The 23,200-nt window shown below is 71.4% G+C and carries 19 protein-coding genes; 6 read left to right on the forward strand and 13 right to left on the reverse strand.

From position 1 onward, the window contains the following. The 6 genes from HOV91_RS06195 to HOV91_RS06220 form a co-directional block, all read right to left on the reverse strand. Positions 1 to 309 (reverse strand): 2-oxoglutarate dehydrogenase E1 subunit family protein (locus tag HOV91_RS06195; protein ID WP_174184484.1); only part of this gene is annotated, 309 nt, incomplete at its 3' end. A 106-nt stretch (positions 310 to 415) separates the two neighbouring features. Next, positions 416 to 4,258, reverse strand: a complete 3,843-nt coding sequence (locus HOV91_RS06200) for an ABC transporter ATP-binding protein (protein ID WP_174184575.1) — start codon at positions 4,256 to 4,258, stop codon at positions 416 to 418. A gap of 51 nt (positions 4,259 to 4,309) precedes the next feature. Further along, positions 4,310 to 5,092 (reverse strand): ABC transporter permease, encoded by a 783-nt coding sequence (locus HOV91_RS06205; protein WP_174184485.1) that lies wholly within the window; start codon positions 5,090 to 5,092, stop codon positions 4,310 to 4,312. After that, positions 5,089 to 6,075: an ABC transporter ATP-binding protein gene (locus tag HOV91_RS06210; RefSeq protein WP_174184486.1), complete on the reverse strand. Its 987-nt coding sequence runs from the start codon at positions 6,073 to 6,075 to the stop codon at positions 5,089 to 5,091. The genes HOV91_RS06205 and HOV91_RS06210 overlap by 4 nt, the downstream gene beginning before the upstream one ends. After that, complete coding sequence (locus HOV91_RS06215) at positions 6,072 to 6,803, reverse strand: hypothetical protein (RefSeq protein WP_174184487.1); 732 nt, start codon at positions 6,801 to 6,803, stop codon at positions 6,072 to 6,074. The genes HOV91_RS06210 and HOV91_RS06215 overlap by 4 nt, the downstream gene beginning before the upstream one ends. Positions 6,804 to 7,008: 205 nt before the next feature. Next, positions 7,009 to 8,031, reverse strand: coding sequence for a glutathione S-transferase family protein (locus HOV91_RS06220; protein ID WP_174184576.1), 1,023 nt, complete (start codon positions 8,029 to 8,031; stop codon positions 7,009 to 7,011). A gap of 41 nt (positions 8,032 to 8,072) precedes the next feature. On the opposite strand from HOV91_RS06220, the gene HOV91_RS06225 reads away from it, so the two are divergent. Both HOV91_RS06225 and HOV91_RS06230 read left to right on the forward strand, forming a co-directional pair. Continuing rightward, on the forward strand, positions 8,073 to 8,867 hold the full coding sequence (locus tag HOV91_RS06225; RefSeq protein WP_174184488.1) for an enoyl-CoA hydratase/isomerase family protein: 795 nt from the start codon (positions 8,073 to 8,075) through the stop codon (positions 8,865 to 8,867). A gap of 92 nt (positions 8,868 to 8,959) precedes the next feature. Further along, positions 8,960 to 10,210, forward strand: a complete 1,251-nt coding sequence (locus tag HOV91_RS06230; RefSeq protein ID WP_174184489.1) for a class I adenylate-forming enzyme family protein — start codon at positions 8,960 to 8,962, stop codon at positions 10,208 to 10,210. Positions 10,211 to 10,217: 7 nt separating this feature from the next. On the opposite strand, the gene HOV91_RS06235 is transcribed toward HOV91_RS06230, so the two are convergent. Then, complete coding sequence (locus HOV91_RS06235; RefSeq protein WP_174184490.1) at positions 10,218 to 10,964, reverse strand: tyrosine-protein phosphatase; 747 nt, start codon at positions 10,962 to 10,964, stop codon at positions 10,218 to 10,220. Between the two features lie 413 nt (positions 10,965 to 11,377). Between HOV91_RS06235 and HOV91_RS06240 the strand changes: the two genes are divergently transcribed. Continuing rightward, positions 11,378 to 11,860: a TetR family transcriptional regulator gene (locus HOV91_RS06240; protein ID WP_174184491.1), complete on the forward strand. Its 483-nt coding sequence runs from the start codon at positions 11,378 to 11,380 to the stop codon at positions 11,858 to 11,860. Between the two features lie 43 nt (positions 11,861 to 11,903). Continuing rightward, on the forward strand, positions 11,904 to 13,082 hold the full coding sequence (locus tag HOV91_RS06245) for an amino acid deaminase/aldolase (RefSeq protein WP_174184492.1): 1,179 nt from the start codon (positions 11,904 to 11,906) through the stop codon (positions 13,080 to 13,082). Here HOV91_RS06245 and HOV91_RS06250 read toward each other — a convergent pair. Both HOV91_RS06250 and HOV91_RS06255 read right to left on the reverse strand, forming a co-directional pair. Further along, complete coding sequence (locus HOV91_RS06250; protein WP_312884491.1) at positions 13,052 to 16,432, reverse strand: AAA domain-containing protein; 3,381 nt, start codon at positions 16,430 to 16,432, stop codon at positions 13,052 to 13,054. The two genes, HOV91_RS06245 and HOV91_RS06250, sit on opposite strands and share 31 nt — an antisense overlap. A 116-nt stretch (positions 16,433 to 16,548) precedes the next feature. Continuing rightward, positions 16,549 to 18,345, reverse strand: a complete 1,797-nt coding sequence (locus HOV91_RS06255; protein ID WP_174184494.1) for a DEAD/DEAH box helicase — start codon at positions 18,343 to 18,345, stop codon at positions 16,549 to 16,551. A 62-nt stretch (positions 18,346 to 18,407) separates the two neighbouring features. Here HOV91_RS06255 and HOV91_RS06260 point away from each other — a divergent pair, with 62 nt between their 5' ends. Both HOV91_RS06260 and HOV91_RS06265 read left to right on the forward strand, forming a co-directional pair. Beyond that, positions 18,408 to 19,262: a carbon-nitrogen hydrolase family protein gene (locus HOV91_RS06260; protein WP_174184495.1), complete on the forward strand. Its 855-nt coding sequence runs from the start codon at positions 18,408 to 18,410 to the stop codon at positions 19,260 to 19,262. A 12-nt stretch (positions 19,263 to 19,274) separates the two neighbouring features. After that, positions 19,275 to 19,898, forward strand: a complete 624-nt coding sequence (locus tag HOV91_RS06265) for a phosphoribosyltransferase (RefSeq protein WP_174184496.1) — start codon at positions 19,275 to 19,277, stop codon at positions 19,896 to 19,898. 6 nt (positions 19,899 to 19,904) lie between these two features. On the opposite strand, the gene HOV91_RS06270 is transcribed toward HOV91_RS06265, so the two are convergent. The 4 genes from HOV91_RS06270 to HOV91_RS06285 all read right to left on the reverse strand — a co-directional run bounded on the left by HOV91_RS06270 (position 19,905) and on the right by HOV91_RS06285 (position 23,189). Continuing rightward, entirely contained in the window at positions 19,905 to 20,429 is a 525-nt protein-coding gene (locus tag HOV91_RS06270) for a gamma carbonic anhydrase family protein (protein WP_174184497.1), read from the reverse strand. A gap of 207 nt (positions 20,430 to 20,636) precedes the next feature. Continuing rightward, positions 20,637 to 21,479, reverse strand: coding sequence for an ESX secretion-associated protein EspG (locus HOV91_RS06275; RefSeq protein WP_217439714.1), 843 nt, complete (start codon positions 21,477 to 21,479; stop codon positions 20,637 to 20,639). Next, positions 21,461 to 22,762, reverse strand: coding sequence for a WXG100 family type VII secretion target (locus tag HOV91_RS06280; RefSeq protein ID WP_174184498.1), 1,302 nt, complete (start codon positions 22,760 to 22,762; stop codon positions 21,461 to 21,463). The genes HOV91_RS06275 and HOV91_RS06280 overlap by 19 nt, the downstream gene beginning before the upstream one ends. After that, positions 22,755 to 23,189 carry a hypothetical protein gene (locus HOV91_RS06285; RefSeq protein WP_246349880.1) on the reverse strand — a complete coding sequence of 145 codons (435 nt, stop codon included), beginning with the start codon at positions 23,187 to 23,189 and terminating at the stop codon, positions 22,755 to 22,757. The genes HOV91_RS06280 and HOV91_RS06285 overlap by 8 nt, the downstream gene beginning before the upstream one ends. Positions 23,190 to 23,200: the final 11 nt, after the last annotated feature.

A 23,200-nucleotide genomic window follows, 5' to 3' on the forward strand; every position in this document is an offset into this window, starting at 1 on the left:
GGCGGGCGCCTTCGGGGCCGCGGCGGTGGCGGGCTTGGTGTCGGCAGGCGCGGCGTCGTTGCGCTTGGCGGCAGCGGGCGCGGTGGCCGCTGGAGCCGGTGCGGGAGCGGCAGCCTGCGCGGGCGCGGGGGCGGATTGGCTGTTGCCGGAGTCGCCACTCGCGTCAGGCGTGTAGTCGGCCAAGAACTCGTGCCAGCTTTCGTCGACCGAGGATGGATCTTGTTTGAACTTCTGATACATCTCGTCTACTAGCCACTGGTTCTGTCCGAACTGGGAAGTTGAGCTGCTCACAGCAGGTGTTCGCCTCATTTCGTTCTTCGCGCTGCGACGTTTGTGACGTGCCCGGCACGGGGATCAGCGGATTGCGCGCCGATGCGCCCTATCTGAGGATAGGCCCAGCAGCAAATCGGCGGATTCACTGACCACCCGACACCCCCGACCCTATTGGTGACGACCCGTCGTCCCCCGAGAATATTCCCTCGGACGGCAGCGCCGCTGCCCACAGCCGGGCATACGGCCCGCCTGCCGCGAGCAGCTGCTCATGGGAGCCGAATTCCACGATGCGCCCGTGATCCACCACGGCGATCCGGTCGGCGCGCGCGGCCGTGCCGAGCCGGTGCGCGACGATCACGGTGGTCCGGTCCCGGCTCACCGATCGGCTCGCGGCCAGCACCGATGCCTCGGTGTCCGGGTCGAGCGTCGCGGTGGCCTCGTCCAGTAGCAGCAAGTTCGGAGCGACCAGTTCGGCGCGGGCGAGCGCGATCAGTTGCCGCTGCCCGGCCGACAGGCCGCGGCCGCGCTCACCGACCGGGTGGCTCATCCCGAGCGGAAGGGCGGCGATCATGTCCGTCGCCCCGACGGCCGCGGCGGCCGCGGCGATCTCCTCCGTGGTCGCGGATGGTTTCCCGAATGCAATGTTGCTCGCCACGTCACCGGTGAACAGGTGAGCTTCTTGCGGGACGATGCCCAGCCGGGAGCGGTAGTCGGCGAGGCGGTAATCGCGGATGTCGGCGCCGTCCACGCGGATCGCACCGGGATCGCTCGCGCTCACCCGGGCGCCGTTCGCGGGCTCCGGCGCGGCGTCCGGTTCCGCCGAAGACGCGTCCCGCTCGGGCGGCAGGTCGTACAGCCGTGCGAGCAACTTGACGACGGTCGACTTGCCCGCGCCGGTGGGCCCGACCAGTGCCAGGGTCGATCCCGCCGGGATGCGCAGCGAGACACCGTCCAGCGCCGGAACGCGGCTGCCCGCGTAGTGGAAGCGGACGTCGTCGAAGGCCACGTCGCCGCGCAGCCCGTGGGTTATCGGCACCGGCTCGGCCGGATCGGCGGCGATCGAGGACGGCGTGCGCAGCAGGTCCCCGATCCGGCGCAGGCCGACCCTGGCCTGCTGGTAGCTGTCGAACACCTGCGACAGCTGCAGGATCGGCACGAACAGCAGTTGCAGGTACAGCACGAACGCGACCAGCGTTCCCGCACTGGTCGCGCCCGTGGCGACCTCGCGTGCGCCGAAGAACACCACCGCGGCCAGCGCCACGTCCGCCCACCCGACGACGAACGCGAAGTACAGCGCGATCGCCCGCTGGGCCCGCAACCGGCTGTTGCGGTAGCGCTGGGAGTATTCGGCGAAGCGCCGGGCGGCGCGCGGCTCGTGCCGGTTGGCCTGCACGGCGCGCAAGCCCGTCACGTTCTCCTGGAAATCGGCGTTGACCGCTGACACGTGCTCCCGCGACACCGTGTACGCGGTGGAGGAGACCCGCCGGTACAGCACCGTCGCGATCGCCAGGGCGGGCACCGTCGCCAGCACGACGAGCGCCAGCGAGACGTCGATGACCAGCAACGCGACCGTGATGCCCGCCAGCGTCAGCAGGCCGACCAGGGAGTTGGCGACGCCGGTCTGCAGGAACGTCGACAGTGCGTCGACGTCGGTGGTCATCCGCGTCATGATCCGCCCGGACAACTCGCGTTCGTAGTAGTCGAGCCCGAGCCGTTGCAGATGCGCGAAACTGCGGACCCGAAGGGCGAACAGCACCCGTTCGCCCGTACGGGCGGTGAGCAAGGTGGTGGCCGCGCCGACCGCCCAGCCCATGGCGGCCAGGAACGCGCCCAGCAGTGCCGCGCGGAGCAGCGCCGCGGCGTTGTCACCGAGCACACCGCCATCGATGGCGTACCGCACCAGCGGCGGGAACGCGATGGCGATCGCCGCGTCCGCCGCCAGCAGGGCCATCACCGTCAGCACCAACCCGCGGACCGGGCGCAGCATGCGGGTCAGCCGGAAGCGAGGGTCCGGCTCACGCAGGTCTTCCGCGTTCGAACCCGGCTGTTCGGTGGCGGGTGGGAGGAGTTCGATGTTCCGCCGCAACTCGGGTGTCTCGCTGACGTCGGCCGCCGCGCCCGTGAAGCGGGCGGCGGAACCGCTGACCGCCCGCCTGCTCGGGGCCGCGTCCGGCTCCGGCTCCGTGGCGGCATGCGCGGGCGCGGGCAACCGGATCACCCGGTCGGCGTGGGCGAGTGTCGACTCGCGATGCGCCAGGATCAGCGTGGTCCGGCCGCCGTCGTCCGGCAGCGCGTCGAAGATCGCCGCCTCGGTCACCGCGTCCACCGCGGAGGTGGCGTCGTCCAGCACCAGGATGCGCGGGCGCGACAGCAGCGCCCGCGCCAGGGCGATGCGTTGGCGCTGACCACCTGAAAGAGTGAGACCGCGCTCGCCGACCACGGTGTCGTAGCCGTCGGGCAGTTCGGTGATGAATTCGTCGGCGGCGGCCTGCACGGCCGCGCGCCGGATCTCCTCGTCGGTCGCGTCCGGCCGCCCGAGCGCGATATTGGCCGCGATCGTGTCGGAGAACAGGAAGGGGTCGTCGAAGACGACGCCGATGGCGGCGCGCAGGTCGGCGGCGCGCACGTCGGCGATGTCGACCGCGACCGTCTCGGCGGTGCCGGTCACGGCGCGCGAGCCGGCATGCGCGGAGGTGAACGTGTCGGCCGAGTCGTCGAGCGGCGGGATGCCGTGGGCGGGGACATGGTCGGCGAACAGCCGGATACTGCCCGCGTCCGGCGCGTAGAACCGTGGCAGCAGCAGGGCGAGCGTGGACTTGCCCGACCCCGCCGGGCCGATGACGGCCACCGTCTCACCGGGTCGCACGCGCAGGTCCAGTTCGCGCAGCACGGGCTGGTCGGGATCGAACCCGAAGGTCACCGCATCGATCTCGATGCCGAGCGGGCCGTCCGGCAGTTCGACCGGACGATCCGGGTCGGCGACGACGGGCGCGGTGTCGATCACCTGGAACACGCGCTCGGCCGCCGCCCTGGTCAGCTGTGCCATGACGATCACCGAGGAGAGGATGCGCGCGGTACCGGTCATGACGGCGACGTAGGCGGCGAACGCGACGAAGGTGCCGATGCCGATGCTGCCGTGCAGCGCGAGCAGCCCGCCGAGCGCGATGACCGCGACCATGCCGACCTGCGGAATCGTCGCGACGGTCGGTGCGAACCCGGCGTCGATCCGGGCAGCGCGCATCCGCTCGGCGAACAGTTTGCGACCGTGCCGCTCCAGCAGATCGACCATCCGGGCTTCCTGGCCGAAGCCTTTGACCACCCGCACCCCGGTGACCGTCTCCTCGACGTGCTGGGCGAGATCGGCGGCGCGCTGCTGCGCGGACCAGGTCGCCGCGTGCAGGCGCGGCCGCATGCGGTAGACCACCAGGCCGATGGCGGGCACCACCAGCAGCGCGACGGCGGCCAGCGGCGGGGAGAGCCAGATCATCACCGCGGCGGCGAGCCCGAATTCGACCAGCGCCATTCCCGACAGCGGCACCATCGCCATCAAGCCTTGGACCAGTTGCAGATCGGTGATCGAGCGCGACACCACCTGTCCGGTGCGCAAAGTGTCCTGTCCGGCCCCGTCCAGCCGCTGCAGCGAGCCGAGCAGGTTCACCCGCAGCGCGTGCTGCACGTCCAGGGAGAGCCGCCCGGCCAGCCAGCGCCGCCCGAACCCGGCCGCGGACCGGCTCACCGCCAGGATCAGCAGCAGTGCGGCGACGGCGCTGATCGCCCCCGTGTCACCGATACCCGCCGCGTCGATGGCCCGTTTGGTCAGCAACGGCCCCGCGGTCTCGACCACCGCCCCGCCGAGCATCGCCGCCGCGAGACCGGCCAGCACCGCGCGGTGCGGCAGGCACTCGGCCCACAGCCTGCGTATCCACCCCGGTCTGTCTCCCCCGTCCACGCTCGCCAGTCCCCTTCGTCGCACCGCATTCGCCATCGACGGTACCGACACCGGCCGACACCCCGTTGTTCCCGCTCCGCCCCCGGATCACAGATCGCGGGTGCGCAAATTCCACCAGCTCGCCGCGCCGAAACCGATGGTCCACAGCAGCAGGACCACGACCGCAGCGGGGGCGGGGGCGAGGAAGTCGCTGTCGGGGTAGGAGCCGACGGCGACGGCGCTCACGCTGGCGGAGACGGGCAGCAGGGTGACCGCGCCCGGGATGCCGAGACCGCGCGCGATCAGCCAGAGCAAAGGCTCCGCGAGCACGATCCAGCCGAGCAGCAGCGGCACCGCTCTGGTGGACGACCGCAACAGGATCCCCGCGCTCGCGCCGATCAGCGACCAGCACACCGCGGCGAGCAGTCCGCCGCCGAGCACCGCGAACAGCTCCCCGGTGACGGCGATCTTGCCGCGCCCTACGCCGAACAGCGCGCCCGCCGACACCAGTTCCACCGCTATCGCCGCCGCCAGCGCGCAGCAGCCGATGACCAGGAACTTCGCGGCGGCAAGCCGGTCGCGGTCGGCCGCGAACAGCGCGGTCACGGCCATGCTGTGGTGCCGGTACTCCGCACCGCTGCCCACCGCGCCGAAGATCGCGGCCGCCAGCACCACCAGTGCGAGGCCGACGTAGAGCCCGATCGTCGCCGCGCCGGTGGCGGGCTGGCCGCGCGGGTCCGGCGGTCCGGCCAGGCTCGCCGACACGAGGCTCGCCAACAGCGCCACCGCGACCAGCGCGCCTGCGAGCGTTCGCACGCGCGGCATCGTGACGACCTTGCGGACCTCGGAGTTGACGTTCGGCACCAGGTCCGCGGGCAGGATCGCGATCATCGTGGAATCCCGTAGGGCATCGGCGTGGGCTGGGGGCCGGGCGCGGCGAGGCCCGGATAGGGCGGCGCGGGCGCTGCGCTGGGTCTGGTCAGCGACGCGAGCACCCGGTCGGGATGGATCGGGTCGGGGACGATGCTGTCGATCCGCACCTGTGCCGCGGTGGCCGCGGCTCTGATCTGGGCTTCGCTCGCTTCGGCGACGGCGAGCCGACCGTCGGGCCGGATCACCGCGTCGGTGAATCCTTGTGCCGCGAGCGTGGTGGCCAGCGCGATCGGAGTGGACGCCGCGACGACCAACCGGTCCGGATGCCCGCGCCGCAACCGCGCCGGGCTGCCCTGATACACCACCGCGCCCTCGTTCAGCACGATCAACTGGTCCGCGCCCGGCAGCACGGCGCCGAGGCTCTCGCTGGTCAGCAGCGCACTGCCGCCGCGGCGGGCGTGCTTGCGCAGGAAGTCGTGCAGCCAGCCGCGTTCGGCGGCGTCCAGCCCGTCCATCGGCTCGTCGAGCACCAGCAGCGGCGGATCGCCGAGCAGCGCGGTGGCCAGGGCCAGCCTGGTCTGCTGTCCGAGCGACAGCGCGCCGATTCTCGTTTCAGCCTGTTCTTCCAGCCCGACGAGCTCGAGCACCTCGGTCACCCGGCTGTCGAGCACGCTCGCTGCGGCGGCGTAGATCCATAGGTGATCCCGCACGGCATGCGCCGGATGCAACCCACGGGGCGCGAGCACGCCGCCGATCACGCCAGCGGAGCCGACGCCGTCTCGCCGCGAACCGGGGCCGCCCACGGACGCGGTTCCGGAGGTGGGAGCGAGCAGACCGAGCAGTACCCGCAGGATCGTGGTCTTGCCCGCGCCGCGCGGACCCACCAGCGCGGCGACGGCGCCGGCGGGCACGGTGAAGCTGACGTCCGTCACGGCGGCCACCAGGTCGTACCGCTTGGTCAATCCTCGGACCGCGAACGCGACCGGACGCGACCCGCTCATCGTGGCGTGGCCGGAGGTTGCGGCTTCGCCGGATCGATGGCGGTGAGCGGATCGGCGTCGACGACCAGGTGCCGATCGGCGGGCCAGGTGGTCGGCGGCGGCCCGAATGCCTTGCGCGCGTTCGTGATCGTGGCCTTGCCCAGCGCGCGGTTGCCCGCGCCGCCGATCACCGCGCCGATGCCCGCGGGCAGCACTTTGCCCGCCATCAGCGCGGCGCGCTTGGTGATGAACCGGATGATGAACCGCTTGAGCAGCGAATCGTTCATGCTCGACAGCCCGGGAATCCGGTTGGCGAAGGCCGTGCCCCAGTTCTTCGCCGAGGTGCCGACGCTCTTCTGCACGATCTGCATGCCGCTCTCGCCCAGCACCACGGCCAGCACGAGTGCCCTGCGCTGCTCCTGATCTTCCGGCGCTATGCCGTGCACCGAGGCCACCGCCAAGGTGAACACCGCCGAGGCCTCCATGAAGAAGGTGGTCTCGGCGCTCACCGCGGCGATGGCCGCGATGGTTCCGACGCCGGGGAAGGCCGCGGTCGCGCCGACCGCGCTGCCGCTGCCGGTCACCGCGAGCAGGTACTGCTTCTCCAACCGTTCGATGATCTGCGCGGGGCTTTCATCCGGGTGGGAGCGACGAATTCGGTCCACGTACTTGGCGACCGCGGGGGCCTGCAGGCGGGACCCGGTGTCGAGCAGTTCGACCACCGTCTTCTCGAACGCGCCTTTGAGCATCGGCGGCATCCTCCTCTTCCGGTCTGCTGGGTAGAACTGTATGGCACCGGTTGCCGTCAGCTCGTCATGACAACGAAGTACCCAGGCGGATCGGTTCCACCGGTGGCCGCCCGGCTTTCGACCGGACCGATCTCGTCCGGCTGTGTCTTTTCCGTCTTCGCTCGGTCCGGCGCGTCTGTCGTCGGACTTCTTCCGGCCGCGACCTCTATCCGGGGCTGTGGATCGCGGGCACGCGTTCGGCCAAAGGCGGAGGGGGCGGCGGGGTTCCGTCGCCGAAGGGCCTGCCGCCGAGAACTTCCCGGCCGTGCGGCGTCAGCCAGTTCGCCGGGTCGGGGCCCTTCGGGACGATCCCCGTGGGATTGATGTCCCGGTGCACGACGTAGTAGTGCGTCTTGATCTGCTCGAAGTCGATCGTGTCGCCGAAACCGGGGGTCTGGTACAGATCGCGCGCGTACGCCCACAGCACCGGCATCTCGGCGAGCTTGGACCGATTGCACTTGAAGTGCCCGTGGTACACGGCGTCGAAGCGGACCAGCGTGGTGAACAGCCGAACGTCGGCCTCGGTGATCGTGTCACCGACCAGATACCGTTGGGCGGCAAGGCGTTCGGACAGCCGGTCCAGCCGGTGGAAGAGCCGGTCGTAGGCGGCGTCGTAGGCGTCCTGCGCACCGGCGAACCCGCAGCGGTAGACGCCGTTGTTCACGTCGCGGAACACCGCGAGGCTCACCTCGTCGATCTCCGCGCGCAGCGGTTCGGGATACAGCTGCGGCGCGCCGGGCCGGTGATGCTCGGTCCACTCGGTGGCGAAATCGAGCGTGATCTGCGCGTAGTCGTTCGTGACGACCTGTCCCGTCGGCACGTCTACGACGGCGGGCACCGTGATGCCACGCGGGTAGTCGGGGAACCGGGCCAGGTAGGCGTCGCGCAGCCGGGGAATGCCGAGCACCGGGTCGACGCCGCCGGGATCCAGATCGAAGGTCCAGCTGAGCTTGTCGTGCGTCGGCCCGCACAGCCCGAGCGAGAGCACCGGCTCGAGTCCGAGCAGACGGCGCACGATCAGGGTTCGGTTGGCCCACGGGCAGGCGCGCGCCGCGACGAGCCGGTAGCGCCCCGGCTCGACCGGATAGCCCTCGCGGCCGTCGGCCGTGATCCGGGTGGTGATGTAGTTCGTGTCCCTCTTGAACTCGCCGGGCTCGACGTAGGAACCGCTTTCGCTGGCCGACTCGATCACACCGCCAGTCTTCCAGATCGACCTCGTACGCTGACCGGATGAGTGAAACGAAGGCCACCCGGCTGGAACGAGACTTCACCGACGGCGGCGCGGAGGTGGCGACCCTCACCCTCGCCCATCCGCCGCTCAACCTCTTCGATCGGGCCATGCTCGACGCGCTGACCGCCGATATCGCGGAGCTGTCGGCGCGGCCGCCGCGGGCGGTGCTGCTGCGCGCCGAGGGCAAGGTGGTGTCCGGCGGCGTCGACGTGCACGTCTTCGACGGTCTCACCCCGGAGCAGGGCGCCGAGCTGTGGCGCACCCTGTTCGCGCAGATCATCCATCCGCTCGAGGCGCTGCCGTGCCCGGTGGTGTTCGCCGCGCACGGGCTGACCCTGACCGCGGCCTTCGAGATCGCGCTGGCCTGCGACATCCTGCTGGCGGCGCCGAAGGCGAAGTTCGGTTTGGTGGAGATCGTGGTCGGGCTGACCCCGTCGATGGGCGGCCCGCAGCGCCTCGCCGAACGCGCCGGCTCGGGCCGGGCCCGCGAGTTCGTGATGACCGGTGACCTCTACGACGCCGCGACCATGGCCGAATGGGGCGTGGTGAACGCCGTGCACGACGACCTCGACGCTGCCGCCCGAGCGCTGACCCACCGGCTGGCCGAGGGCCCGACCAAGGCGAACGCGGCGACCAAGAAGATCATCGAGGCCTGGCGTTCCGGCGGTGTGGCACATGCGGATTCGGTGACGCCGGAGGTGTCCGGCGCGCTGTTCGACACCGAGGACCTGAAGGGCGGGGTGCGCAGTTTCCTCGAGCAGGGGCCGGGGAAGGCTCGCTACACCGGGCGGTGACAGCTAGGACACGTTCGTCGCCTATCGCAGCGAAGTTGTGACATGCGTCATATAGTCGCAGTGCCTGATAACTCGAGGCACGCGGAGGACGAATGTCGCAGTTGCTCGTCGAATATCCCCTCACCGGCCCGCACGTCTGGGACAACCCGCTCGCCCGGGGCGCCGACGGGGTGCTGCGCTACGGAAACCTCACACCCGCGCTGACCGAACTGCTGGATCTGCAGGTGCACGCGTTCGCCACCCGCGAAGCCGTGGTGGAGGTCGGCGGCCCGCGCGTGACCTACCGCGAGCTGTGGCATTGCGCCTCCCGGATCGCGGGCGGATTGCAGGAGCACGGCATCGGGTACGGCGACCGGATCGCGATCCATATGCCCACGGGCGTCCGCTGGGTGCAGGCATTCCTCGGCGCCTTGCTCAGCGGCGCGGTGCCGGTGCTGGTGCACGACGGGCTGCCCGAGGCGGCGGCCGAACGCGTGATCGCCGACAGCCGCGCGGATTTCGTGCTCGGCGGCGATGGCGCGGAGTTGCCGGACGGCGCCGCCTACATCGACGACGGAGCGGCACTGGGCGACTTGGCGCTGCTGTGCTACACCAGCGGTGCCCGAACACCCAAGGGCGTGGAGCTGACCAACGAGAACCTGCTGTCGGCGGTGCGCTCGGTGGTCGCGGCGCTGGACCTGCCGACCGACGGCCTGCGCAACCTGGTGCTGCTGCCGCTGGCGCACGCCAGTGGTTGCGTCGACCAGCTGTTGCCGACGTTCGCCGTGGGCGGCACCGTCGTGCTCACCCGGGACGCGCCCGGCTTGGCCGAAGCCATCACGACCGAGCGGGTCGACATGGTCTCCGCGACGCCGCGCATCTTCGCGGGCCTGCTGCCCGAACTGGCGCAGCTGCGGGCCGGGGGACTGCGCACCGACGGCATCGCCCGGATCAGCAAAGCCGGTCATCGCGGGGAGCGGGCCGCGTCCGCGTGCGCTCCGGTCGACCTCACGGCCGAACTGCGCGGGGTGTTCCCCGCGGCTCGGCAGTGGTCGGTGTGGGGCGCGACCGAGACCAGCGGCATCGGTCTCGCGGTGGACGACGCCGAGCAGGACGCCGACCCCTCCGACGCGGCCACGGTGCTCGGATTCCCGTTCGGCGGTACGGAATTGGCGCTGTGGGGCCCCGGGGCGAAGGCGGGGCGCGGCGAACTGCTGTGCCGAGGGCCGAACATCGCGCCGCGCTACTGGAACGACCCCACCACCACCGCGGCGCGGTTCACCGGTACCTGGTTCCACACCGGCGATCAGGTGACCATCGACGCCGACGGCTTGGTGCGCAGGGGAGCGGCGCCCGTCGAGTGAGCCGCGCTCACTCGAGCATGCGCTCACGCAGCCGGGCCAGCAGTCGCGGCGTCAGCCCGGCGCTCGCGAGATAACCGCGCAGATCGCCGTGCAACTCGCGCATCGACGCGGTGGCGATGTCGAGGTACTCCTCGCGCACGCCGAGCAGGTCCACCGAGACTTCCTCGCCGGCGAGCAGTTTCGTGGTCATGACGGCGCGCAGCGCGGGGATGGCCCCGTTGCTGAGCAGGTAGTCGGCCCGCACGTCGGCCTCGGTGACGCCGACCGCGCGCAGCAGTGTCGCGACGGCCCAGCCGGTGCGGTCCTTGCCCGCCGCGCAGTGCACCAGCACGGCGCCGTCGCCGCGCACGATGGACTCGGCGAGGGAGACGATCGCGGCATGCGCCTCGGGCAGCGCCGGGAACATCCGGTAGACCTCGAGCATGTGCGTGTAGGCGGTCCGCGCCGTCGCCTCGTGCGGCGGCGCCTCGGCCATCCGCGAGTCGAACGGGGTGATGGTCAGCCGGACGTCAGGGGGCAGCTGGTCGGCGCCCATATGGTCGATCTCGCGCTCTCCACGCAGGTCGTGCACATCGCTGACGCTCAGTTCGCGCAGCGCGGCGTGACCGGCCTCATCGAGTCCGCTCAGCTGGGCCGAGCGCAGCAGGACGCCGGGGCGGACCTTGGCGCCGTCGTCGGTGCGCAGCCCGCCGGTGTCTCGGAAGTTGAACGTGCCGGAGAGGAAGTACTGGTCGGCGGGGGGCGAGAGAGTCACCGATCCAGGCTATCGGGCTCGCGGAACGAAAAGGTGTCGGTTGCGGATCGGACCCCGCACGTTAAGCTGACCGATTCGGGCGGTTCAAGTGTGGGATGCGCCACAAAATTTGGGTTGCCCGCTACTCGAACCGTACCGTTGTCCACGGTCTGCCGAGGGTGGGGTAGCACTCAGATCCACCGTCATAGCGGCATTTCCGGGCGACACGGCGGGATAGCGTCCCGGTCCCGGTTGGGTAACAAAACATTCTTCCAGTCTGAAATTACCCATCGAACCCATTCTCAAACCCCGAAAACGCACTACCATTGATGAACGTTGGACCGGGCAGCCCAGGTGTTTCCCGATGTTGCCCGCCCTGTTCAGCGAGTCGCGCCGACGGAGGTGCGCGAGTTCTTTCCCCGAGGGAGTCGTCGTTGAGCACACGTGGAGAAGTGATAACAGAAATCCGGCTACGACCCGCCGTCATCGACGCGGTGGAAGCGGCGGCCGCCACGCTCGACTACAAGGGTCTGCGCGCGCTGCGGGTACTGCTGCACGCCGGGGTCAGTGCGTATTGGCCGCTGGTGAAGGCCACGCCGGACAGGCAGATCAGGTCGTACGAGATGACCCTGCAGGCGCTGCGCGCCCGCTGGCAGGTCAGGGGCGACTGCTTTCCGGATCCGATCGCCACGGAGTTCTACCGCGAGAAGGACGCCGAGGTCACCGCTTTCCTGAAGCTGTGCGCCGAGCTGTCGGAAACGCAATGGCTGGAGCCGGTGGAGGCGATCGCCTGCAACATCGTCTCGATCGTGCAGGGCACGGTGCTGCGCTGGCTGGCCGATTGCAACGACGAGACCATGCTGGTGGTGCTCGACGAGATGGTCAGCGGACTAGCTACCAAGGCCGCAGAGATCTGACAAATACTGGACGTTTGACCAACTTGGTGGTTGAGTTGTCCTGGTGACCGAGACGTCGCCGATCGCGGGGCTGCACGCGGCCACCGCCGAACTGGACCCGCCGCTGGCCGCCCTCGACCTGCCCACCCTGCGCGCGAACGCCGCCGACCTGGTGCGCCGCGCTGGTGGCACACCGGTGCGCGTGGCCAGCAAATCCGTGCGCTGCCGCGCCGTCCTCGCCGAAGTGCTCGGCGCCGACCTCACCGCCGCGGGCGGCTTCGCGGGCATCATGTCCTACTCCCTGCGCGAAGCGCTCTGGCTGGTGCGCCACGGCGCGCGCGACGTCCTGCTCGGATACCCGAGCGTGGACCGCGCCGCGCTGGCCGAACTGGCTTCCGACGACCTGCTGCTGCGCTCGGTCACGCTGATGATCGATGACGCCGCGCAACTCGACCTGATCCGCGCCGTTCTCGGCACCGACCGGGTACGCCCACGCGTCTGCCTGGACGTGGACGCCTCCCTGCGGATCGGCCCGCTGCACCTCGGTGTGCGCCGTTCCCCCGTGCGCACGCCGGAGCAGGCGGCCACCCTGGCGGGCGAGGCGCTGCGGCGGGGCTTCGACGTGGTGGGCGTGATGACCTACGAGGCGCAGATCGCGGGGCTGCCGGACTCGAATGTCGCGGTTCGGCTGGTGAAGCGCGCCTCCGCGGCGGAAATCCGCAAGCGCCGGGCCGAGGTGCTCGACGCGGTCCGCTCGGTGACCGGCGAGCTCGCGATCGTCAACAGCGGCGGCAGCGGATCCATCGAGGTCAGCGTGGCCGACCCGGAGGTCACCGAGGTGACCGCGGGAAGCGGGCTGTACGTGCCGACCCTGTTCGACGGCTACCGGTCGTTCACCCCGCGCCCCGCGCTGTACTTCGCCACCCCTGTGCTGCGGCGGCCCACGGCCGATATCGCCACTGTCTTCGCTGGCGGCTACATCGCCTCCGGACCGGTCGGGCCTTCCCGGGTGCCCAAGCCGGTCCGGCCGCGCGGTTTGCGACTGCTCGGCACCGAGGGCGCGGGCGAGGTGCAGACCCCGCTCTCGGGCGCCGCGGAACTCGCGATCGGCGACCGGGTGTGGTTCCGGCACGCGAAGGCCGGTGAACTGTGCGAACGCTTCGACACGATGCATCTGGTCGAAGCGGACGGCACCCGCGTCGCCGTACCGACCTATCGGGGCGAGGGCGTCTGCTTCGGCTGACCCGCTGCGGTCAGCCGCAGGAACGCACCGAGATCGGCGAGTTCGTCCGCGGTGGCGGGCAGGTACTCGGTGAGCAGCGGTGAGCGGATGACGACCGCCTTCCACATGGCGCGGCACAGCGCGTGGATCAGGCCACGCGACAGCAGCGGCGACATGCCGTGGGGAGCGTCGGCGGGACTGGAGGTGGTCATGGACAGCAGTACCACCGCTGCCTCCCGGCCACGGAATCGATCCGGCGTGCCCACCAGGACGTCCTCGATCTTCGCCCGGGCCAGCAGGGTCCGGATGCGCCCGACCTGAGCGGCGTACGGCGCGACCACGAAGATGTCGTGCGGATGCAGCCTGCGGGTGGTCGCGCCGATCGTCCAGGACATGCCGAGCAGCGCGCGGACCCGGCGCACCACTTCGCGTGCCTCGGCCGGTGACTCGGTGGCGTTGCCGTAGTGCTCCACCAGAACGGTGTCCACGCCGGGCTCCTCGCCGTCCAGCCGCCGGGCCAGGGTGACCGTCTCGTTGGCGCGCAGGCGGCCGTCGTAGTACAGGCGGGAGACGGGTTCGCAGACGGCAGGGTGCATCCGCCAGGTGCGGTCGAGGAAATAGCCGCGTTCGGCAGGCAACGTCTGTCGTCCCTCGGCCAGCCAGCCGAGCACCGATTCGCCGACCGGGGCCGGGTGCACGCCGCGCGCGGTCGAGGGCACCGGATCGCCGAGCAGCAGCAGATTGCGCGTGCACGCCGCGACGGACACGGTCTCGGCCAGCGGGAAGCGGCCGGCGTCGGCGACCACGAGCAGGTCGAGGCCCGCGCGTGGCACCAGATCCTCGTTCGCGAAATCGGCCGGGGCGCCACCGAGAACGCACCCGCTGATCGCGCTGTCCAGGAACCGCGGATAGCGGGCGGCGTCGATCACGACCCACTCCGGAGCGACCGTCGCCGCGTCCTTCTTGGCGACCAGTTCCGGCAGCACGCCTGCCCGCACGATCGCGTCGAGCAGATTCTCCACGCTCGAAGGCTCTTGCGCCACGACGCCGATCCGCCATTTGTTCCGCGTGATCAGCCGCTCCAGCACTCGCGCGACGGTCGCGGTCTTCCCGGTGCCGGACGGACCCTGCACCGCCACGTAGGAGTTGTCCAGAGCGCACAGCGCGGCGGTGATCGCCGCCGCGTAGTCGCCGTGCACCTCGGGCAACCGGGCGTCGCCGTGCAGCCGGGGCGGACGCCGCGCGAGCAGGTCGAAGGCGGCTGCGCGGGGTGTGCCCGGCAAGGTCATCAGCAACTGCTGCGCCGCGAGTTCGATTGCCAGTTCCGCGTTCTCGTCCCAGTCCGGGAGGCCGGGCGCGATCGCGGACGGCAGTTCGTCGTAGGGCTCGCAGCCCTCGGGCAGCAATTCCTCCAGCCGGACGGCGTCGTCGAATTCGGCGTCCACCGAGCAGCCGAGCACGGTCGCCGTCGCGACGGCCCGCCGACCCGCGCCGGTGACCATCCCGGCCGCCATGGGCTGGTCGTAGAAGGTGTAGACGGTGGTACCGGGAGTGAGCGCGCTCGGCCCGGGGGCGCCGCTCGCACCGGTCCCGATCCGGCCCGTCAGGGTCAGGTAGCGGCGCATCGTCGGGCGGTCGGGGCGGCGGTGCCATTTGGTGTCCACCGTGCCCCAGTCGGCGACCAGAACGCCCGGCGCGTCGGCCCATTCCTCCACCGGATGGTTGAGCCGGTCGGCATGGGCCCACCACAGCGGCTGCCGCTCGCGCCGGTGATAGCCGAGCGCCGCGGCCGTCATCGCCGCCGGGTGCAGCGGATCCCCTTGCGCGGCGGCGTATTCCGTGAGCGCGGCCTCCAGCGACGACGGCCGGGACGAGGGCAGCGGTCGCGGCAGGCCTGGGACCGCCGCGACGCACCATGCGTCCGGCCGCTCCGGCGTCCCGGTGCCCGTGGCGACGCGCTGTTCGGCCGCGCGCCCGAGCAGCCAATCGCGCAGCCGCAGCACAGTGTGGCAATCGCGTTCGGCGGCCGAGTCCGGCGCGGCCGGAAGCAACCGCCGCAGCCCGCTCAGACGATAGGACGACTCACCGACCAGCAGCGCGCCGCGGACGATCGGATACAGGTCGACCAGAACACCACCGCACAGCAACTCGTCCACGAGTTCCTCATTGACGCCGTGGCGTCCGGTGCAGCGCAGCAACGCCGTGCGCACCGCGGAGGAATAGTGATAGACGTGCAGGTCGGGATAGATCCGGCGGCGCTGTGTGAGATAGTCCAGCACTTGCTCGAGCACGCGGCGTTCGCCGGGCGCGGCACGGCCGGGTTCGCTCGAACCGACCGGCCCGCGCAACGACAGGTGGACCGTGTCCGGACCGCCGATCTCGATGGTGAGCGGGGTGCGGCCGCCGCCCGTGATGGTCAGCGACAGATCGCCGGGCGACGGCGCGGGCAGCGCTCCGAGCACGGCCGCGTCGAGCAGCGCGTACGTGGGCTCGCCGGAAACTTCCCGCCGCAGTTGCAGTTCCGCTTGGCGGCGCAGCGCGGAGACGGTGCGCGGCGGCACTCCGGGCACCGCGCTCTCCGTGGCGGCCAGCCGATCGATGGTGTGCACGCCCGCCTCGCGCAGCCGGGCCCGCGTCGCGGGCGGCATGCCCGCCACGAGCAGCAGATCCCGCGCGGCGGACAAGGCAACGGCGCAGGCAGGGCAGCGGCCGCAGGCGAGGTAGCGTGGATCGCCCCACTGCACCGGCAGCAGTTCGCCGAGCTTCTCCTCCACGATGCGTTCCACCCGGCGCCTGCGCGCCCGATACAGCGGCAGCAGTGCGCTGAGCGCGTGGGCGGTGCTCTCCTCGCCCGGATGCAGCCGCACCAGCGGCGCGGTCAGCGCGCCCGAGCGGTCGAGCGCGTCGGCGCAGGCGGCGAGTCCGAGCGCGGCGCCGACCAGGTCGGCGGTCGACGGCGCGATGCCGTGCACGGTGTAGCGGACCCGATGTTCCGCACGCACCAGGAAATCGGCGGAGCAATGGAATCGGCCGTCGAAGAAGGTGGCGCCGTGTACGACGTGCGCGCCGGAGCGCAAGGCGGCGACCGTGTCGGAATGCGCGGCCGTCAGTGCCGCGACAAGCTGCCGAGGGTCGCTCGGTTCGTCGGGTGGGCGATCGATCTCGACCACCGCGCCGCCGAACCGGGTGCGGTAGTCGTCGAGAAGGCGCTGCCGGATGTCGTCGGGCGGGGGCGCGGACGCCGGTGCGGCGGTTCCTGGTTCGGCCGGGATGGTGCCCAGTTCGGCGTCGAGGGCGCGCAGCAGCGCGAACTCGCAGTGCGCCGCGCGGACCAGATCGACGGTGGTGCAGACGACACGATCACCGAACACGAACAACCGCGGCCCTCCTGTGTCTTCGCGGGACACCCGCTGCCGGCGTGCGCCGAATTACACACGGACGGCAACACTGTAGCTAGCGCGCCTGACCTCGACGTACCCTCCCCGGCTCAGGAACGTGGCTTACGGCGCTCCGGCCGCTTGACGCCCTCGCGCTCCCGGCGCGGGCCCCGGGCGAACGGGCGATGCTGCGGCGGCCCCTGATCCAGTTGCAGCTGGATCAGTACACCGCTGATCCGCGTGCGCCGCAAGGCCTCCAGCGTTTCCTCCGGCAGCTGCGCGGGCAACTCCACCAGGCTGTGGTCGGGACGGATGCTGATGTGCCCGAAATCGCTGCGGCGCAGGCCGCCTTCGTTGGCGATGGCGCCGACGATCGCGCCGGGCACCACGCGATGGCGCTTGCCCACGCTGATCCGGTAGGTCGCCAGCTCGGTGCCGGTGGCGCGGTGGTGCGAACCGCCGCCGCCCTGCCGGTCCTCGTCGAAGCGCCGGGCGGGACGCTCGCGCGGGGTCCGGTCGCGCTGCGGACGCTCCACCGGCTCCGGCTCGGGCTCCATGAAGAAGTTGTCGCCGTCGTAGGAGCCGACCGCCAGCGCCGCGGCGATGTCGGCCAGCGGGATGTTGTGCTCGCGCTCGTAATCCTCGATCAGCTTGCGGAACAGCGCCAGGTTGGACGAGGCGAGGTTCTCGGTGATGGTGTCGCCGAACTTGGTGACGCGCTGGGCGTTGACGTCTTCCACGCTGGGCAGCTGCATCTCGGTGAGCGGGTGCCGGGTGGCCCGCTCGATCGACTTGAGCAGGTGCCGTTCGCGCGGCGCGACGAACAGCAGCGCCTCGCCGCTGCGCCCGGCCCGGCCGGTGCGGCCGATGCGGTGCACGTAGGACTCGGTGTCGTGCGGGATGTCGTAGTTGACCACGTGCGAGATGCGGTCCACGTCCAGCCCGCGCGCGGCCACGTCGGTGGCGACCAGGATGTCGAGCGAACCGGACTTGAGCTGGCCGATGGTGCGCTCACGCTGGTTCTGCGCGATGTCGCCGTTGATCGCGGCGGCGGAGAAGCCCCTGGCGCGCAGCTTCTCGGCGAGTTCCTCGGTGGCCTGCTTGGTGCGGACGAAGATGATCATCGCCTCGAACGACTCGACCTCGAGCACCCGGGTGAGGGCGTCCAGCTTGCGCTGATGGGAGACCTGCACCCAGCGCTGGGTGATGTTGGTGGCGGTCGAGGTCTTCGCCTTGACCGTGATCTCGACCGGGTCGTGCAGGTACTGCTTGGAGATCTTGCGGATCGCGGCGGGCATGGTCGCGGAGAACAGCGCCACCTGCTTGTCGGAGGGCGTGTCGGCGAGGATGCGCTCGACGTCCTCCTGGAAGCCCATCTTCAGCATCTCGTCGGCCTCGTCGAGCACCAGGTACTGCAGCTGCGAGAGGTCGAGCGTGCCCTTCTCCAGGTGATCGATCACGCGGCCCGGCGTGCCGACCACGACGTGCGCGCCGCGGCGCAGGCCCGACAGCTGCACGCCGTAGCTCTGCCCGCCGTAGATGGGCAGCACGTGCAGGCCCGGCATGTGCGCGGCGTAGCGGCCGAACGCCTCGGCGACCTGGATCGCCAGCTCCCGGGTCGGCGCGAGGACGAGGGCACGCGGGGTGCGGCCGGTGGCTTCCAGCCCCATCAGGATGGGAATGGCGAAGGCGGCGGTCTTGCCGGTGCCGGTCTGCGCGAGGCCGACCACGTCGGACCCGGCGAGCAGCGGCGGAATCGTCGCGGCCTGGATCGGCGACGGCGATTCGTAACCGACATCGGCGATGGCCGCCAGAATGCGGTCATCGATCCCCAGATCGGCGAATGACGGGCCGTCAATGTCCCTGTCGTTGTCGCCAGAAACGCTGTCGACCTCATTGGTGCTCATTGACCAGGAGTTTACTGCCTCGTGCTGGCCGTCCCGGCCACCGCCCCAATACGGTGAGACGTATGCAACTGGACAACTCGCCGGCGCATCGGGACGCGACGACGGATCAGCTGGACGTGGCGGTCGTCCAGTTCGCCCCATCGACCGACCCGTCGGCCAACCTCGCGGCGGTGCGCGAGCACGTCCGCACGGCCCGGCAGCGCGGTGCGCGCGTGGTCGTCGCGCCGGAATACTCGATGTACGCCGTCACCCGCCTCGATGAGCGGGTCGTGGCTGTCGCCGAGCCGCTGACCGGCCCATTCGTCACCGGGCTCGGAAGCATAGCGCGCGAGTTCGACGTGTTCCTGGTCGCCGGAACCGTGGAGCAGGTCGCTCCCGGCGGGGACCGCATCCGCAACACGCTCGTCGTGCTCGGCCCCGACGGTTCCCTGGTCACCCGCTACCGGAAGGTGCATCTCTACGACGCCTTCGGCCACCTCGAATCCGATGTGGTCGAGCCGGGCGCGATCGAGGCGCCGCCCACCTTCACCGTCGCGGGTGTGACATTCGGCATGCAGACCTGTTTCGATCTGCGCTTCCCGGAGGGCGTCCGGCGGGTAGCCGCGGCGGGCGCGCAGGTGCTGTTGCTGCCCGCCCAGTGGATTCCCGGCCCCGCCAAGGTCGACCAGTGGACGACGCTGCTTCGGGCCCGCGCCATCGAGAACACGGTGTACGTCGCCGCCGCCGATCAGGCCGCACCGCGCGGCGCGGGCGCGTCGATGATCGTGGACCCGGCGGGCTCGGTGCTCGCCGAACTCGGCGCCGAGCCGGGCGTGTTGACCGCCGGAATCGACCTGGCGTACCTGAGCAAGGTGCGCACGGCCAACCCGAGCCTCGCGTTGCGTCGATTCGCGATCACCGAGCGTGGACCGGAGTAGCGTTCGGAATCGATGGTGTACGCCGATCGGACCTCGGCCGGTCACGCGCTGGGTGCGCATCTGGAGCACCTACGCGCGTCGAACCCGCTGGTGCTCGGCCTGCCGCGCGGTGGAGTGCCGGTGGCCGCTGCGGTGCGCGAGGTGATCGGTGGCGACCTCGACATCCTGCTGGTCCGCAAGCTGGGCGTGCCCTGGCAGCCGGAACTCGCGCTGGGCGCGGTCGGCGAGGACGGGGTGCGGGTGCTGAATCCGGACGTGCTCGCGCACACCGGGCTGGCGCCGAAGAAGGTCGACTCGATCGAGGCGCGGGAGCGGGCCGAGCTGGAGCGGCGCAGGCAGGTACTGCGCGGTTCGGCGCGGCCGATCCCGCTGACCGGACGCACGGTGGTGATCGTCGACGACGGCATGGCGACCGGCGCCACCGTCGTGGCCGCCTGCCGGGTCGCGCGCCTGCACCAGCCCGCGCGCGTCGTGGCGGCGGTCCCGGTCTCCTCCACGGAGGCGATGCGCCGGGTCACCGACGAGGCCGACGAGGTGGTCTGTCCGTGGGTGCCGCGCTCACTCGGGGGTGTCGGCGGCGCCTACCGTGATTTCCACCAGCTCGCCGACAACGAGGTCACCGCCCTGCTGTGCTGACCGCGGTCAGATCTCGGCGATGCCTTTGCGGTGGCGCTGCGCCAGTTCCGCGTAGAACCCCGGGTTGAGCCGCACCCACATCTGCGCCTGGGTGCCCTCGATCGGGCGTTTCACCTCGGCGGGAGATCCGGCGGCGAGCACGCCGTCGGGGATCTCGGCACCCGGCGGCACCAGCGAGTGGGCGGCGATCATGCTGCCCGCCCCGATCTTGGCCAGGTCCAGCACCGTGGTGCCGTTCCCGACGATGGCCTCCGCCCCGACCGCGGCGCCGTGGAACACCACGCTGTGCGCGATGGTCGCCCCGGCACCGATCTCCATCGGCACGTCCGGCGGCACGTGCAGCACCGCGTTGTCCTGGATGTTGGCGCGTTCCCGGATGACGATCGGCGCCAGGTCCGCGCGCAGCACCGCGCCGTACCAGATCGAGGCGCCCGCCTCGACCCGGACGTCACCGATCAGGGTGGCCGTCGCCGCGACGAACGCCGTCGGATCGACCTGCGGCCGTTTGCCTTCGAATTCGTAGAGTGGCACTCGTACACCGTAAACGGTTCGGCTGGGCGGTCGTCGGCGCTGTCGCCGTGAGTTCGCGTGCCGACCGGTTCGCGTGGAGTTCCGCAACCGATGGTCTCGCGGGGCGGGGGTCGGTACCGATGGCTGGCATCGAGTCCCGCGACGATGGTCGGCTGCCACGGTGGAGTCGGTGCCGACAATCGGCGCAGAGTCGATGCCCCGAGATGTTCAGCGCTCGGCGTAGGCCGTCGACGTGCGCGCGGCCGCCGTGACGAGCGGGCGCAGGTGGGCGGCGAAGCGTTCCGCGTCCACCGCGACGACGTCGACGTCGTCGCCGGTGCGGACGGTGTACCGGCCGTCGGCGACGACGTCGATCCAGCACAGCACGCCGAACGGTTGCAGGTCGCCGGCGCCCCGGCGGGCGGAGACGACCATCTGGCCGATGCCTTCGCGCGGCTGCCTGAGCAGTCGCCGGATCCGGGCTGGGGTGGACGGGCCCGTGACCGGAACGGTGACCAGGGTGCGGCTGTCCTCGCCGACCTGAGCCAGGGGAGCGGTCATGCGCGCAAGGGTGCCGGGGGTGTTCTCCGGAAGCATCGAGATCACCCGCGCGCACAGCGTTTTCGAGCTGCCGGCGAACAGCCGCACGTCACCGCCGCGATCGGGCGTCGCGCCGGGGCGTTGCGCCGCGACCACCGCGATGTTCCCGGCCGCCGCGCCGAGGACACGCACCGGGCGCGCGGTCGGCTCAGGGCCCTGCTCGATTGCCGCCCCCGGCGGCCGCCGACCACCGTCCCCGCGTGGCGCCGGGTCGGGCGCCGCGTCCCGCTGACCGAAGACCTCGATGCGCAGGTCCGGGTCGGACAGAACGCGCAGCGCCGCTTCCAGGTCCGCGTCCAGCACCTGATCGCACCAGCGGTCGAGCGCGGGAAGCTGCGCGGCCCGCTCCCCGGTGTCGCGTGCCGACAGGCGCACGGCGAGGGGATAGGGAATGCGATCGCCGTCGGTGCGCGACCAAGCCAGCGCGAACTGGTCCGGGGTCAGCGTCCAATTCACTCGTACTCGGTCCATTCACCGAGGACAGGCGGCGTGGTGGGGTCGAGCGCCCCGATGAGTTCGCCGCCGTCGTCGGAGGGCTCGAGGAAGGTGGGCAGGTCGTCGAGGTCGAACTCGTCGTCCTCGTCGTCGACCGGTACCGCGCGCGCGACCGCCGCGTTCGCGGCCACGCTCGAACCCGAGCGCGGGCTGTCGGCGGCGGCCAGCGCGCCGCCCATCAGACCACCCACCGCGCCCGCGCCGAGACCGGTCACCGCCGCGTCGCCGCTGTCGTCCTTCTTGCGCCGCTCGTCGCGCTTGCGCTGCTCCTCGGGCGGGACCTGGCCGCCCACGCCCGGCACGGTGGTCGGCGCGCTCGTCGCCGAGGCGGGTGCGGTCCCGGGTCCGGGCGCGCCCTCGGTGGGTACGGCGGGCACGGCGCCGAGGACGGACGCGGCCGCCACCGTCGACGGCGGCGCCGCGGCGGCGGGCGCGACCCGGGACGCGGGCGTCGCCGGTGTCTCCTCCGCCACCACGGCGGCGGGCGTGACAGCGGCTGTGGACGTCGACGGTGTGTCCGCCGCGGGTGTCGGATCGGCGGGCGTCGCGCCGACGTTCTGCTCCGTCGTCCGGCTCGGCTCCTGGAGGGGCGTGGCGAGTGCGACGGGGGGCACGTCGGGGGTACCCGAGACGCTCCCGGTGATCTTGCTCGTCGGTGCGGCGGTGGGCGCGGGCGCCACCGGATCGTCGGTCTCGTCCGGGAAGACGGGCACGTCGGTGCCGGTGCGGACGAAAACGCCCGCGTAGATGTCGTTCATCGCGCGCACGACGTCTTGGCGGGCGTGCTCGCTCGCCTTCTGTCCTTCCACATTGCCGGTCGCCCGGGACGGATCCAGCAGCGCCGACCCCAGATCGGTGGCGTCGGCCGAAGGCTCGGGCACCGCCGCGCGCAACGCTTCCGCCGCGTCGCTCGCCTGCCCGAGGCGCTGCGCGACCACAGCGAACACGTCGGCGAGGTCCTGGCCGCGCTGCTCGAACACGCGTACCACCGCGTCCGCGCTGGTGGCGGCGGAGCCGCGCCAGCCGTCGGAGATGGCCGCGCGAATCTCGGTGTGCGCCTGGAAGACGGCGTCGGCCAGCTGCGCCGCGGCGTCACCCCAGGCCTGCCTGCCGCCCGCGAGCACCGCCGGATTCAGCAACTGGACTTTGGCGTGGATCTCGGTGTGGGTGAGGTTGTCGAACACTTCGACCTGCGGTGCGTAAGCGGGGTCGGTGCGGCGGTGCCTGGCCCGCTCACCGGCACGGGGCATCTCACGCATGCGCGGCTCCCGTCACGTCGATCCGTTCGACCGCCAGCGCGAGCGCCTGGTCGGCCTGCTGGTAGGTGGCGGCCGCGGCGCGGAAGGTCTGGGCGAGTTCCCGTGCGGCTGCGGCGTATTCGCTCAACCGAGCGATCGCGCCGTCGGCCTTGCCCTCGAAACCCGTTCGCAGCGCGTCGCCGGAGGCGAATCCGCCGAAACCGGGCAGGGCGGTGGCGGCGTTCAGAATGCGGATCTGCTCCTCCACCCGATCGGCGAGCAACTCGTACTGGCGCGCGCACCGTTCGTGCGCGCCGTCGGCGACCAGCAGGCCGTCGATCCACAGCGAGCCGTCGTCGACCGCTCGGTTCAGCGCGGCGATGTCGACACCGGGTGCGGTGACCTCCGCGGGCGGCTCTCCGCCGAACCCGTTCTCCTGCGATGGCATCTGCGCCGTCC

Origin of the sequence: Nocardia barduliensis (assembly GCF_013315795.1) — a bacterium.
GTDB classification, from domain to species: domain Bacteria; phylum Actinomycetota; class Actinomycetes; order Mycobacteriales; family Mycobacteriaceae; genus Nocardia; species Nocardia barduliensis.

Coding starts and splice junctions, on each gene's coding strand:
- HOV91_RS06200 (WP_174184575.1), bottom strand. CDS start 4,258: ATGGCGAATGCGGTGCGACGAAGGGGACTGGCGAGCGTGGACGGGGGA.
- HOV91_RS06205 (WP_174184485.1), bottom strand. CDS start 5,092: ATGATCGCGATCCTGCCCGCGGACCTGGTGCCGAACGTCAACTCCGAG.
- HOV91_RS06210 (WP_174184486.1), bottom strand. CDS start 6,075: ATGAGCGGGTCGCGTCCGGTCGCGTTCGCGGTCCGAGGATTGACCAAG.
- HOV91_RS06215 (WP_174184487.1), bottom strand. CDS start 6,803: ATGCTCAAAGGCGCGTTCGAGAAGACGGTGGTCGAACTGCTCGACACC.
- HOV91_RS06225 (WP_174184488.1), top strand. CDS start 8,073: ATGAGTGAAACGAAGGCCACCCGGCTGGAACGAGACTTCACCGACGGC.
- HOV91_RS06230 (WP_174184489.1), top strand. CDS start 8,960: ATGTCGCAGTTGCTCGTCGAATATCCCCTCACCGGCCCGCACGTCTGG.
- HOV91_RS06255 (WP_174184494.1), bottom strand. CDS start 18,345: ATGAGCACCAATGAGGTCGACAGCGTTTCTGGCGACAACGACAGGGAC.
- HOV91_RS06260 (WP_174184495.1), top strand. CDS start 18,408: ATGCAACTGGACAACTCGCCGGCGCATCGGGACGCGACGACGGATCAG.
- HOV91_RS06265 (WP_174184496.1), top strand. CDS start 19,275: ATGGTGTACGCCGATCGGACCTCGGCCGGTCACGCGCTGGGTGCGCAT.
- HOV91_RS06275 (WP_217439714.1), bottom strand. CDS start 21,479: ATGGACCGAGTACGAGTGAATTGGACGCTGACCCCGGACCAGTTCGCG.
- HOV91_RS06280 (WP_174184498.1), bottom strand. CDS start 22,762: ATGCGTGAGATGCCCCGTGCCGGTGAGCGGGCCAGGCACCGCCGCACC.
- HOV91_RS06285 (WP_246349880.1), bottom strand. CDS start 23,189: ATGCCATCGCAGGAGAACGGGTTCGGCGGAGAGCCGCCCGCGGAGGTC.